Genomic DNA, 12681 nt, shown 5'->3' with positions numbered 1-12681 from the left:
GTACAGTTGGCGTGAGTGGGTCTTTTATTTATAGAGGGCAACAAGTGTTTTCCTTACATCCCAGTAGCGCCAATGGGCGCCTTCGACAGGGATGTTTCGACTTGCAGCCAGGCCCTGTCTTGTTTCCACTCGACTGTGACACCCAGGCCAAAGGCTTGCGATAAGTTCTGGTCGGTCAGAACGGTTTGTTTGGGCCCTGCGGCCACGATTTCGCCCTGCGACAAGAGAAGTACATGTGTGATGCCGGGGACAATTTCTTCGGTGTGGTGCGTGACATATAAAATGGTCGGTCCATCTGGTTGTGTGGTCGATGCCTGAATCGACTCCAGGAGTACCTCTCTTGCGAGGATGTCCAGGCCGGTGCATGGCTCGTCGAGAATAAAGAGGCCCAGTTGCGACATCCGCGCCCGAGCCAAGAGGACGCGCTGTTTTTCCCCTTGCGATAGTACGCGAAACAGGGAATTTGCCAGGTGTTCGGCGTGTACATCCTCGAGACAGCGCAGTGCCGCTCGCTCGTCGGCTACTTTGTCGGTTGGTGACCAGAGTCCAATGGATGCGTATTTGCCGCTTATTACCACTTCCAGTGCGCTGTCCGTCGGTCTGTCGGCCGCAAAGCGGTCGGCCATCGAGGCGCTGACCCAGCCAATTTGTTTGCGCAAGGAGGGGAGGTCAGTCTTGCCAAAAGTTTGACCAAGCACACACACCGTCCCGCGGGTCGGCCATTGGTAGCCGTTGATGATGTTTAATAGAGAGGTTTTCCCCGACCCATTGAGTCCAAGAATGGCCCAGTGCTCGCCTTTTTGCACAGACCATTGAACATTCTGAAGAATGGTTTTCTGATTTCTCACCCAGGTGACATCCCTGCACTCGATCACGCTCACAGCACATACCTCTTTTATCTGAAGATTTCAACGATACTTCTATCATACACGAAGTCGCAAGCGAGCAGGTTAGGGGTGTAGGAGGGATTCGATTAAATGGTGCAGTCCTTGCGCAAATTTTTCGTCGTCTTCGTGGGTTCGTGGTCGTGGTCCGCGCATACGAAATTTGCCGCCTCTTCGCAGTTTCGCGCTGGCTGCACGCTCATCAAGAAGCTGATTAATATTTTCATTGGTATATAGCAACCCACTTGGCGAAATGGCAAACGCCTTGCGGGCGAGTACCAGCGCCGCTAGGCCGTAGTCCTGTGTGATGACAATCGTTGGAACATCGGATTCGATTCTGCGGACGATTTCCATATCCGTTGCCTGGGAAGCGGCATCGACTTGGATATGGTGGGCCCCTCCAATTTCGTGGTTAATGGAACTGACCGTAATGACGGGAATGTCATACTTTGCGGCGAGTTCTCTGGTGACTCGGAGGACCTGTTTAGGTGTGGCGTCTGCATCTACGTAAATGACCACCTGTATACCTCCCATCAGGAACGGAAAAAGGGGACAAGGTAAACGCCTTGCCCCTGTTACGGTATCAGTTTATCATAAAAATGGAAGCTGGGTTATGCCTGTTTGCTTGCTTGAATTTCGACGTTGAGTTTGACTTGGTCAGAAATCAGTACGCCACCGGTCTCCAGTGTTGCGTTGTAGGTGAGGCCGAAGTCTTTTCGGCTGATGGTTGCCGTTGCTTCAAAGCCAGCGACTTCTGCACCCCATGGGTTTTTACCGGTGCCGTTGTACACCACGTGGAATGTGACAGGCTTGGTCACACCGCGGATGGTGACCAAGCCTGTCATGTCATATTCTTGGTCTGCGGTTTTTTTGATGTCGGTCGCTTTAAAGGTGATGGTTGGATGGTTCTCGACGTCGAAGAAGTCGGCCCCTCTTAAATGATTGTCGCGGTCTTCGTTACGCGTATCGACGCTCGCGGCGTCAATCGTGAATTCGATATCGGCGGTGCTGAGATCATCGGGGTCTGCGGCAACTGTGGCGTCAAATTTTTTAAAGGAACCGCGAACCGTCGTAAACATCATATGTTTGGTGCTGAAACCGATTTCAGAATGAGCAGGGTCTACGGCCCAAGTACTTTTTGCCATGTGCTGTACCTCCCGAAATGATGGTCTTCATGTTTTCCGGCGTATTGCAAACGACAACTGTCCGGAAATTTATAATCTAATTATTTATCGGCAATTATTTTTTGTTAAGTACGTACACTCAGGTGCCTTAGTATCCTCTGGAATACTAAAGCGATGCGGGAGCGATTGATGTGGATGAAACCGCGCGACACTGCTTCGTGAATTCTACTTTGGATATCATCAGTGGTAAGTGGAAGATGATAATACTTTTCCAACTGACGGACAAAACTCTGCGTTTTAATGAACTAAAGAAACAGATTCCTGGTATCACGCAGCGCGTGTTGACGAAACAGTTACGGGAATTGGAACAAGAGGATATCATCGAGCGGCGTGTGTATCCAGAAATTCCGCCGCGTGTGGAGTATTCCATCAGTGCGTACGGAAGGACGTTGCAACCCATTCTCACGTTGATGCACGAGTGGGGCGCTCTGCACCTCAAGCGCCAGCACAGTGTGGAACGGAATCAACATACAGAGGGCACAGGATTCGGGCACGATGGCACGATGTGAAAAAAGTCCGTCTGGGTTGTGTGTGATGTCTCGGCCGCTGGCAGCGCTATGGGTGCGAGCAGGCAGGTTCGCTTGCAATCTAGTCGCTGCCGTTAGTCGATAGGAAGATATCGATAGGTAGTTGGAGAACATCTAGGTGAGTCAATGCGTTTCTCCCTTGCGACAGTCCTGACAGATGCCATGCAACAGAATTTCTGGGCTGTCCAGTTGGAACGCTGTCTTGCTTGCGATTTCATCCAGCCAATGGGTAGGTAAGTCCATTTCCGCTTCGGCCACTTTTCCACAAATATCGCAAATGACGTGAAGATGCTCTTCGGTTCGCGCGTCGTAACGACTGACGGCGTTGCCGAGTTTCAGTTCACGAATTAAGCCCATATCTACGAGATAGCGCAGAGAATTGTACACTGTGCCGTACGCGAAATGATAGCCTTCAGACCGCAGCCGCTCCATTACATCACTCGCTGTTGGGTGGTCCGTGGTGTCGCGAACCAATTCGTATATGACTTTTCGCTGCGTCGTCCAGTTGATTTTTTGGTTCACGGAATTCACCCCCTCCAAAAGCTTCTTCAAGTATCTAACCGTATCTCACGGATTCGGTCAATGTTTCTATCTTGCCAGTGTGTTCATTTCGTGATAAATTATATATCAGAATTTGAACTAAGTCTAATACTAAGGAGTGGCGACGATGTCTGATAAGCCTTTGACGACACAATCTGGTGCCCCCGTCCTCGATAATCAAAATTCAAAGACGGCCGGAGCCCGTGGCCCTGTTCTGCTGGAAGATGTTCATTTGCTGGAAAAACTCGCGCACTTTAATCGTGAGCGCGTACCGGAACGCGTTGTGCATGCGAAAGGTACAGGGGCTTATGGCTACTTTGAAGTGACACACCCGGTCGCCCAATACACCAAGGCGAAATTTTTGTCTGAGGTTGGGAAGCGCACGGAAGTGTTCGTCCGTTTCTCGACCGTTGCGGGAGAACGGGGAGCCGCGGATACCGACCGCGACCCGCGAGGATTTGCGGTCAAGTTTTACACGGAAGATGGCAATTATGACATCGTCGGCAATAATACACCGGTATTTTTCATTCGGGATCCATTGAAGTTCCCGGATTTTATCCACACGCAGAAGCGCAATCCTGCGACGAACCTCAAGGACCCGAACGCGGTCTGGGATTTCTGGTCCTTGTCGCCGGAGAGTTTGCATCAAGTGACGATTTTGTTTTCTGACCGGGGGACGCCAAAAACGCTGCGCAACATGCACGGGTTCGGCAGCCACACGTTCCAGTGGGTAAACGACAAAGGCGAGGCGGTTTGGGTCAAATATCACTTCCGCACAGAACAAGGGATTGAGAACTTTACCCGTGAAGAGGCCGTTCGTATTGCCGGTGAAGACCCTGATTACCATACGCGCGACCTTTTCCGTGCGATTGAGCGGGGAGACTATCCGGCGTGGACGCTTTACGTTCAAATCATGCCACTGGAGGATGCACAAACCTATCAATTTGATCCATTCGATGTGACAAAGGTCTGGCACTACGAGGACTACCCGCTGATCCCTGTGGGGCGCATGGTATTGAATCGCAACCCGGAGAACTATTTTGCAGAAGTTGAGCAAGTGGCGATGTCCCCTGCGAACATTGTCCCTGGCATCGGATTTTCGCCGGACAAAATGCTACAAGGGCGACTTTTTGCTTACGCCGATGCGCATCGCTACCGCATTGGCACGAACTATAACCTGCTGCCCGTGAATCGCCCTCATGCAACGACGGCACAAAATTATCAACGCGATGGTGCGATGCGTTTTGATAACAATGGTGGCGGCAGCGTCAATTATGAGCCGAATAGTTTTCATGGTCCCACGCAATCTGATACGGCGAAGGGATATCTCTTACCTGTCTCGGGTGTCGCGGCGGAACACGCGTATCCGCGTGATGACCATTATACGCAGGCGGGCGACTTGTATCGCTTGTTGTCATCGGAGGACAAGGCGCACTTGATTGACAACATCGTGCATGCGATGCAAGGAGTCGATGAGTCGATTCAACGTCGCCAGATTGAGCATTTCAGCAAGGCAGATCCGGATTATGGCGCACGTGTCGCAGCCGGTCTTGGCCTATCGACGAACATCAATTCCTAATTCACATGGCTTGCCGACGACGGTTTATGTCGCGATGAGCTATAGGGATAGCGGCTTTTTCCAGTGCATCTCGTGCGCTTGGAAAAGGCCGCTTTTTGCTGTTGAACGCGAGGTGAGATGAGTTAGTGTGGTCAGATTGAGTGTCCGGGGAAGTGCGCTTCGTGATAGAATACATAGCTGTGTGACCGTTTCTCGATGCAGAGACATATCACGGAAACGAACATGAGGTGAATCGGACTAGTGTCGACAACGGAAAAGGACATCGCTGGACAAACGCAAGTGGGCGCCTCTGGTAGGGTGGACGAGGCAACGAACGAACCGGTAGCGCAATCAAAAGCGGTAACGGATGAACAAGAGCAAACGGCTCGCTTGCGGCTTGAGGACAAAGTTTTGCGGTACTTTCAAAACAAAGAGATAGCCAAAGAGCGCAACGAAGAAAATAAGTTATTATTGGAAGAAATTGAAGAACTATTCGCTGGAAACGAAGAAGAGGAGATTACCATTTCTTTGCCGAGCGGCGAAATCGCCGTGTTGTCTCCGCAGTTTCGGGAGCGCGAAGTGTTAGATAAGGATGCATTGGCCGAGGAGTTGCAGGTGGCAAAAGACGACCTGAAAACACCGTTCGATTTTTGTATGTTCACATCCCAGGGAAAATTGACGCCAGCTATGGTGACGAAGTATACGTCGGTGGAGCGCGAAGTGAAATTGCGCATTTCGAAGCGCAAGCGAAATACCAAGCGCAGGAAACGAAAGGGACAGTCCGCCGCTGACCTACAAGATTAACCCGCTTCGGCGGGTATTTTTATGCAAATTTATAATATACCACAGCTAGTTCAATGAAATTTCAAGTGATATCGTCTACAATACTCATCGTGAAAGGTGGACTAGAGATGGGTCGAACTCCGAATTTTTTTATTGCTGGAGCGGCGAAGTCGGGGACAACTTCCTTATTTCACTATGTGAGGCAACATCCGGATGTCTTTATGAGCCGGGTGAAGGAGCCGCACTATTTTTGTGTACCCGATTTTCCGGAACGGTTTGAAAGGCCTGGTGACCAGGGGTTTAACGACAACACCATGCGCACACTGGAGGACTATATGGCGCTGTTTGACGGCGTCCAGAACGAACGCGTCGTCGGTGAGGCGTCGGTCTACTATCTGACGTTTCCACAGGTGGCGACGCGCATTCATAAATTCAATCCGGATGCTAAAATTGTTTTTATTTTGCGCAATCCGGTAGAGCGTGCGTATTCCGCGTACATGCACACTGTGCGAGACGGGCGGGAGACGTTGTCGTTTGAAGAGGCACTTGAGCAAGAAGCCGCTCGTAAGGAACAAAACTATCAGCCACTTTGGTGGTATAAAGAAGCCGGTTTGTATGCGAAGTCAATTGAGACGTATATGAGCGTATTCAGCCGTGACCAGTTGAAAATTTTCTTGTATGAGGATTTAGCCGATTCGGAACGAGTCGTCCGCGAGTTGTTGTCGTTTCTACACCTTCGCGACGATGTACACATTGATACGTCGATTCGGCACAACCAGTCGGGGAAGCCAAAATCTCGGGCAATGTACGAGTTTTTTGCGAAGCCGAACGCTGTCAAAGAAGTGATTAAGCCGTTTTTGCCGAAGGACTTCCGGCAAAAGTTGGGGCAACGCGCGAAGAGCATGACGCTCGTGAAAGACAAACCATCGCCGAAGACGGAGAAGATGCTTGCCCGTTATTTCCGAGAGGACGTGCTCCATCTTCAGGACCTACTTCATCGCGATTTGAGTGGGTGGTTGTCATGACGATAGGGCCAGAGGATGCGTATATTGGTGGCAATGAGCGCAAAGGGCTGGCGTCAGGAAAGGAGCAGGACATGTCGGCGATTGTTTGGCACGAACAGAAAATCACGCGAAAACAGCATGAAGGTTTGAATGGTCATCGTGGGTTGTGTATCTGGTTTACCGGCCTCTCGGGTGCGGGGAAGTCGACACTTGCAAACGCATTGGAACAGCGCTTGTATGAGTCTGGGGTACATACCTATTTACTTGATGGGGACAATTTACGCCACGGGTTGAACGCTGGTCTCGGCTTTGATAAGGATTCACGTCGCGAAAACGTGCGGCGTGTAGCACATGTGGCTAAACTGTTCGCGGATGCGGGTGTTGTCGCCATCACGGCGCTGATTTCGCCATTTCGCGAGGATAGAGACAGTGCCCGGGAAATTGTTTCGTCCGATTCCTTTATTGAGGTATACGTCGAGTGCCCAGTGGAAGTTTGCATGACGAGAGATCCGAAGGGCTTGTACGAGAAGGCAAAAAACGGCGTGATTAAAGAGTTTACTGGCGTTTCTTCACCTTATGAGCCACCGTTACAGCCCGATATCACGGTAAACACCTCGGAAATGTCGATTCAGGACTGTATCGATCATATTCTAGAAGGTGTAAAATCAAAGTTGTACTAGTTGTAGCAGGATTCCGCCGTGGCGCTTCGGATGGCGTAGCCAGCCGGTCGTGTGCGGGATTCATGTTGAAGGAGGCAGTTTTGTGTCAGTTGATTCAAACGCACAGCCACTTGTCAATACAATGATTCCAACAGAAACCCAGGAGGCCCGCCGTCAGGCGCTCGCATCGAAGCGGAAGGTCGTTCTCGACGATGTCGCGGTATCCGATGTTTATCAAATTGGCATCGGCGCGTTCACTCCGCTCACTGGGTTTATGTCGGAAGTAGACTATAAGTCTGTGGTCGATACTATGCATCTCGCGAATGGGGCTATTTGGTCGATTCCCGTTACGCTGCCTGTGACGGAAGAGCTCGCAAAGGAAATTTCCATCGGTGAGGAAATTGCCCTCGTCCGGCCGGATGGTGTCATTTGTGCGGCGATGCAGGTCGAACATATGTATCGCCCGGATTTGACGTACGAAGCCAAGCAGGTGTATCGGACGACCGAGGATGCGCACCCAGGTGTCAAACGCTTATATGAGCGCGGCAGTGTGTATCTTGGTGGGCCGGTCGAAGTGTTTGAAGATGAGCGCGTGGACGAATTTACAGATTACTTTTTTACACCGGAACAGACACGCAAGATTTTTGCGGAAAAGGGATGGAAAACCATCGTCGGGTTCCAAACTCGCAACCCTGTGCACCGTGCGCATGAGTACATCCAGAAGATTGCGCTGGAAGGTGTCGACGGCCTATTTTTGAATCCGCTCGTCGGGCCGACGAAGTCGGACGATGTACCTGCTGATGTGCGCCTGCGCGCGTATCAAACGATTCTTCAGCATTATTATCCACAAGATAGGACGTTCTTTGGCGTCTATAAGGCGGCGATGCGTTATGCGGGTCCGCGAGAGGCTGTTATGCATGCGCTGGTACGCCGGAATTTCGGCTGCACGCACTTTATTGTCGGTCGTGACCACGCCGGTGTCGGCGACTATTACGGCACCTACGACGCGCAACATATCTTTAGCAACTTTGACACACGCGACTTGGGCATCACACCACTGTTCTTCGACAACGCTTTTTATTGCAAAAGGTGCCAGGGGATGGCGACGGCGAAAACTTGTCCACACGGTGATGACGACCACGTGACACTGTCTGGCACAAAAGTGCGCGCGATGCTTCGCGAGGGTATTGCACCACCGCCGGAGTTTAGCCGCCCTGAAGTCGTCGAAGTGTTGATGGAATACTATACGAAAAGTTAATCGGCTGGGTCCGGAAGGTGTGCGGCGAGGTGCCTGATGCCGTGCACCTTCTGCTTTTTAGTTGATGTCTGCTGTTGGGAACAATGGCGAACTGATGCACAATCTATCGTATTAGGAGGTGATCTGTTTGTTAGAACGTGAAATTCGCGTATTGGAGTCCGCCGTGCGGGAAGCGGGACAGGAGATTGTTCGAATTGCCCGCGAAGGGTTTGAAACGACGTTCAAGGACAACCAGGATCCGCTGACGACGGCCGATTTGGCCGCAAACACCATTTTGCGCAGCAAAATCTCTAAAGCATTTCCGGAGGACGCGTGGCTGTCGGAGGAATCGGCCGATGATCTCACGCGCTGCTCGCATCGACGCGTTTGGATTGTTGATCCGATTGATGGCACGCGCGAATTTGTCAAATCGCTGCCGGAGTTCGCCGTCTCTGTCGCGTTGGTGGAGGATGGCGTGCCGATTCTCGGCGCGATATACAACCCTATGACCGATGAGTACTTTCAGGCGGTGAAGGGGGCGGGATCGACCCTGAACGGCGAGCGGACGCATGTGCGGCAGGCGGCGCTTGGCGACCGTATTACGGTCTTTGGCAGCCGTTCCGAAATCCGCCGCGGGGAGTTTGAACCGTTTGCCGATTTGCTCGACGTCTCGCCGCTCGGGTCGGTCGCTTATAAGCTGGCGCGCGTATCGGCGGGTGGAGCAGATGCGACCTTCAGTTTGACGCCGAAAAACGAGTGGGATATCGCGGCGGGTGTTCTCCTGGTCGAGGAAGCAGGCGGATTTGTCGTCGACAAAGACAGGAAGCCGTTTCGGTTCAACCGCGAGCAAACGCTGGTACCGGGTATTATCGCTACGTCGATGCATTGTAAGGACGAGCTCATCCGTCAAATTGAATTGTATCTCAGCAACTCGGCGACCCCCTGATATCACATCGGGCGCTTTACATCGGGCTTTTTTAAGGTTTACTGGTTTTCAGTTTGTAGCAGTGCTGGGGATAGCAATGCCATTTCAATGGGACGGTTGAATTGTGTGAGACGCATCATCACGATGCGTCTTTGTCATGTTTCTGGCGCCAGTGCGCGTGCTCGCTGATTGGTCGCTTCGATGGCGTCTATCACTCGAGTTTTGAATTGGGCCTGTGTGAGCACAGAGAGTCCTGCTGCCGTAGCGCCCCCGGGTGTGGCGACTTCATCTGTGAGCTGTTCGGGGGGACGTCCACTGAGCAGCAGTTTGGCTGAGCCGAGCAACATTTGGCCGACGAGCAGGCGTGCGGTCGCCTCGTCCGTCGCAAGCGCGGTGGCCGCTTGCTCCAGTGCTTCGGCGAATTGGAAGGCGAAGGCCGGTGCGCTGCCAGTGATGGCTGTGAGGTGATGGACCTGCATTTCTGTGCAGACGTGATATTGACCTAAACCGCGAAGGATTTCGCCGAGTTTTTCCCGATTGTCTGCGGTCACTGTATCGCCAAATGTGCATAGTGTCATCGATTCGCCGACAGCTGCGGCAATGTTCGGCATGAGCCACGCGCATTGCGTGCCTTCGGGTAGCTTGGATGCTAAACCGGAGACGCCAATGCCAGCTGCGACACTCGCGACTAACTGATGCGGTAACACGTGATGGGACAGCGTTGCAAGCACCGTTTGGTGGGCTGCTGGCGGCATGGCGAGGAGGATGATGTCTGCCTGTTCTGCCGCTGCTGTCCAGTCTTTTTGTGCACGCACGTGAAAAGTCGTCGTCAGTTCCGTTAATCGCGCGCTGTCTTGATGATTGGCGACCGTAATGTCCCAGTGAATGGGACTTTGACGCCGCCGGATCCCGGCAATCATAGCGCGTGCCATGCGGCCCGCGCCGATAAAGAGCACGTGAACTGTTGTCAAATTGTTCACCTCTGTCGTCCGAATTGGCTTGCATTTTGCTTTGCTCGCAGGGAAACTGAATACAGTCATGGTCCATTTTACAGCATCAAAGGAGTCATTCACTTGTTCGAGCTATCCACGCCGGATTATATCAAAGAGATTTCAAGTAGCCTTTCCATTGCAGCGGTGCAAGTGCGGGCGGCTATCCGCCTGATGGATGAAGGCAACACGATTCCATTCATCGCGCGCTATCGCAAAGAGATGACAGGGGAACTCGACGAAAATCAGCTGCGGGATATCGCGAACCGATACGAATCAGAAAAGAATCTGTTTGAACGCAAACAGGACGTCGTTCGCCTGCTGGACGAGCATGGCGCATTGGCCGATGAGCAGAAGGCGAAGGAGCTTGTCAATGCGGTGGTCAATGCCTCGTCACTGACAGAGGTTGAGGATATTTACCGTCCGTATCGCCCCAAGCGAAAGACGCGCGCGTCTATTGCCAAAGAACGCGGGCTGTTGCCATTGGCCGAGTGGTTGCAGGCGGAAGAGCGGTGGCAGGAGGACGAAGGAGGCGTGCGTACATTCGCCGCACAATTCGTGTCTGAAGATGGTAATGTCGCGACGGTTGATGATGCGATTCAGGGCGCGTGCGATATTTTCGCGGAGGCTGTGGCGGACCATCCAACTTCGCGCAAATGGGTGCGGGATACGACATTCGCCCGCGGAGCTCTGCAAAGCGTCGCGATTGACCCGGACGTCGAGAGCGTGTATGAGGCGTATTACGAGTTTCGCGAGCCAATTCAACATGCAATGCCGCACCGCGTGTTGGCGATGAACCGCGGCGAGCGCGAGCAAGTGTTGCGTGTGTCCGTTCAAGCGCCGCACGAGCAGATTATCGAGTACTTGTGCCGCGTACATATTCCTCGCCGCCTGGCGACGGCGTACGTAGGGACGCTGTTACAAGCAGCTGTAACGGACGCATATAAGCGGCTTATCGCACCGGCCATTGAGCGCGACATTCGGAGCGAGTTGACGGCCAAAGCTGAAGATCATGCCATTTCGATATTTGGTGAGAACCTGCGCAATCTCCTGTTGCAGCCGCCTATCCGAAACCGGGTGGTGCTCGGGGTTGATCCGGCCTATCGCACGGGCTGCAAATTGGCCGTGATAAGCGACACAGGCAAGCTGTTGGAGGTGGCGGTGATTTATCCGACACCGCCGCAAAACCGGGTAGAGGAGGCGCGTGAGTGCGTGTTGGCGCTCATCCGCAAGCATGAGGTGAGGCTTATCGCCATTGGCAATGGAACGGCGTCGCGCGAGACGGAGGCATTTATTGCAGATTGCGTTCGGCGCCTGAAGGAACTCAGCGGCGTCGAGGTGCCCTATCTCATCGTATCGGAGGCGGGCGCTAGCGTGTATTCCGCCTCAAAGCTCGCTGGTGAAGAGTTTCCAGATCTCGACGTTTCGGAGCGGAGTGCCATCTCTATCGCTCGCCGCGTACAAGACCCGTTGGCGGAACTGGTGAAGATTGATCCGAAGTCGGTTGGCGTCGGCCAATATCAGCACGACGTGAGTCAAAAGAAGCTGGACGAAGAGTTATCGGCCGTCGTCGAGACTGCCGTCAACCACGTCGGCGTCGACGTCAATACCGCATCGCCAAGCCTGCTATCCTATGTGGCTGGCTTGAATAAGACGGTCGCGCGCAATATTGTCGAGTATCGTGAGCAAAACGGGCGCTTTGCCACGCGCGCTCAACTCGCCAAAGTACCTCGCCTTGGCCCGAAGACGCTAGAGCAATGCGTCGGTTTTCTACGGATTGCCGATGGCGACGAACTACTCGATGCGACACCCATTCACCCAGAGTCTTATTCGGTGGTCACCACATTGCTTGGCAAATGGCAGCTTGATAAGGGGGTGCTGCGCGACGCCAAAGCGCGTGCCGCGTGGCTGGCCGAGGTGCGCGCGGTGCCTCTGGCAGCACTCAGTCGCGAGACAGGTTTCGGGGAACCCACGTTGCGCGACATTTTGGACGCGTTGGAGCGGCCAGGGCGGGATCCACGCGAGGACATTCCACCCCCGATTTTGCGCACAGATGTCCTCAAGCTCGAGGACTTACAAGTGGGCATGCTGCTGACCGGAACCGTTCGCAACGTGGTCGATTTTGGTGCCTTCGTCGACGTGGGTGTCAAAAACGACGGATTGGTGCACATTTCACAATTGGCCGATCACTACGTCAAACATCCGATGGACGTCGTCTCGGTCGGTGATGTCGTGCAAGTTCGCGTCATTCAAATCGATGTCCAAAAAGGCCGCCTTGGCCTCTCGATGCGAAGTACGCACGACTGACGCGCATGCGGCGCACGTTCGTGATAGATTTGGCGTGTGCGCGATGTTTTGTTCGTAGCGCCTGTGGCGATGCTGATAGAAGTG

The 12681-nt window shown here is 53.1% G+C and carries 13 protein-coding genes; 8 read left to right on the top strand and 5 right to left on the bottom strand.

Going from position 1 to position 12681, the window contains the following annotated elements; all coding sequences use genetic code 11:
• Positions 1 to 53 precede the first annotated feature (53 nt).
• The 3 genes from J3482_RS09425 to J3482_RS09415 all read right to left on the bottom strand — a co-directional run bounded on the left by J3482_RS09425 (position 54) and on the right by J3482_RS09415 (position 2029).
• Complete coding sequence (locus tag J3482_RS09425; protein WP_328702679.1) at positions 54 to 848, bottom strand: ABC transporter ATP-binding protein; 795 nt, start codon at positions 846 to 848, stop codon at positions 54 to 56.
• Between the two features lie 102 nt (positions 849 to 950).
• Positions 951 to 1403 (bottom strand): YaiI/YqxD family protein, encoded by a 453-nt coding sequence (locus J3482_RS09420; protein ID WP_206922313.1) that lies wholly within the window; start codon positions 1401 to 1403, stop codon positions 951 to 953.
• A gap of 92 nt (positions 1404 to 1495) precedes the next feature.
• Positions 1496 to 2029, bottom strand: a complete 534-nt coding sequence (locus J3482_RS09415) for a YceI family protein (protein ID WP_206922312.1) — start codon at positions 2027 to 2029, stop codon at positions 1496 to 1498.
• A 170-nt stretch (positions 2030 to 2199) separates the two neighbouring features.
• On the opposite strand from J3482_RS09415, the gene J3482_RS09410 reads away from it, so the two are divergent.
• Complete coding sequence (locus J3482_RS09410) at positions 2200 to 2577, top strand: winged helix-turn-helix transcriptional regulator (RefSeq protein WP_438938557.1); 378 nt, start codon at positions 2200 to 2202, stop codon at positions 2575 to 2577.
• Between the two features lie 141 nt (positions 2578 to 2718).
• On the opposite strand, the gene J3482_RS09405 is transcribed toward J3482_RS09410, so the two are convergent.
• Positions 2719 to 3117 (bottom strand): Fur family transcriptional regulator, encoded by a 399-nt coding sequence (locus J3482_RS09405; RefSeq protein WP_146822258.1) that lies wholly within the window; start codon positions 3115 to 3117, stop codon positions 2719 to 2721.
• Between the two features lie 145 nt (positions 3118 to 3262).
• Here J3482_RS09405 and J3482_RS09400 point away from each other — a divergent pair, with 145 nt between their 5' ends.
• The 6 genes from J3482_RS09400 (at position 3263) to J3482_RS09375 (ending at position 9322) form a co-directional block, all read left to right on the top strand.
• Positions 3263 to 4714, top strand: coding sequence for a catalase (locus tag J3482_RS09400; RefSeq protein WP_146822259.1), 1452 nt, complete (start codon positions 3263 to 3265; stop codon positions 4712 to 4714).
• 240 nt (positions 4715 to 4954) lie between these two features.
• Entirely contained in the window at positions 4955 to 5497 is a 543-nt protein-coding gene (locus J3482_RS09395) for a hypothetical protein (protein ID WP_146822260.1), read from the top strand.
• 107 nt (positions 5498 to 5604) lie between these two features.
• A complete protein-coding gene (locus J3482_RS09390) occupies positions 5605 to 6501 on the top strand; it encodes a sulfotransferase family protein (RefSeq protein WP_206922311.1) in 897 nt (298 codons plus the stop codon).
• A 71-nt stretch (positions 6502 to 6572) separates the two neighbouring features.
• Positions 6573 to 7160, top strand: a complete 588-nt coding sequence (cysC, locus tag J3482_RS09385; protein ID WP_146822371.1) for an adenylyl-sulfate kinase — start codon at positions 6573 to 6575, stop codon at positions 7158 to 7160.
• An 82-nt stretch (positions 7161 to 7242) separates the two neighbouring features.
• Positions 7243 to 8397: a sulfate adenylyltransferase gene (sat, locus tag J3482_RS09380; RefSeq protein WP_223204073.1), complete on the top strand. Its 1155-nt coding sequence runs from the start codon at positions 7243 to 7245 to the stop codon at positions 8395 to 8397.
• A 127-nt stretch (positions 8398 to 8524) separates the two neighbouring features.
• Positions 8525 to 9322 carry a 3'(2'),5'-bisphosphate nucleotidase CysQ gene (locus tag J3482_RS09375; RefSeq protein ID WP_146822262.1) on the top strand — a complete coding sequence of 266 codons (798 nt, stop codon included), beginning with the start codon at positions 8525 to 8527 and terminating at the stop codon, positions 9320 to 9322.
• Between the two features lie 134 nt (positions 9323 to 9456).
• Here the strand turns inward: J3482_RS09375 and proC are convergent, their stop codons facing one another.
• Positions 9457 to 10272, bottom strand: a complete 816-nt coding sequence (proC, locus tag J3482_RS09370; protein ID WP_146822263.1) for a pyrroline-5-carboxylate reductase — start codon at positions 10270 to 10272, stop codon at positions 9457 to 9459.
• 102 nt (positions 10273 to 10374) lie between these two features.
• Here proC and J3482_RS09365 point away from each other — a divergent pair, with 102 nt between their 5' ends.
• Complete coding sequence (locus tag J3482_RS09365; RefSeq protein ID WP_236018078.1) at positions 10375 to 12597, top strand: Tex family protein; 2223 nt, start codon at positions 10375 to 10377, stop codon at positions 12595 to 12597.
• The last annotated feature ends 84 nt before the right edge of the window (positions 12598 to 12681 follow it).

It is taken from the genome of Alicyclobacillus suci, from assembly GCF_017329615.1.
GTDB lineage: Bacteria > Bacillota > Bacilli > Alicyclobacillales > Alicyclobacillaceae > Alicyclobacillus > Alicyclobacillus suci.
The sequence above is the reverse complement of the archived record's forward strand: the minus strand, read 5'-3'. Positions and strand labels throughout refer to the sequence as shown.

Coding starts and splice junctions, on each gene's coding strand:
- J3482_RS09415 (WP_206922312.1), bottom strand. CDS start 2,029: ATGGCAAAAAGTACTTGGGCCGTAGACCCTGCTCATTCTGAAATCGGT.
- J3482_RS09400 (WP_146822259.1), top strand. CDS start 3,263: ATGTCTGATAAGCCTTTGACGACACAATCTGGTGCCCCCGTCCTCGAT.
- cysC (WP_146822371.1), top strand. CDS start 6,573: ATGTCGGCGATTGTTTGGCACGAACAGAAAATCACGCGAAAACAGCAT.
- J3482_RS09390 (WP_206922311.1), top strand. CDS start 5,605: ATGGGTCGAACTCCGAATTTTTTTATTGCTGGAGCGGCGAAGTCGGGG.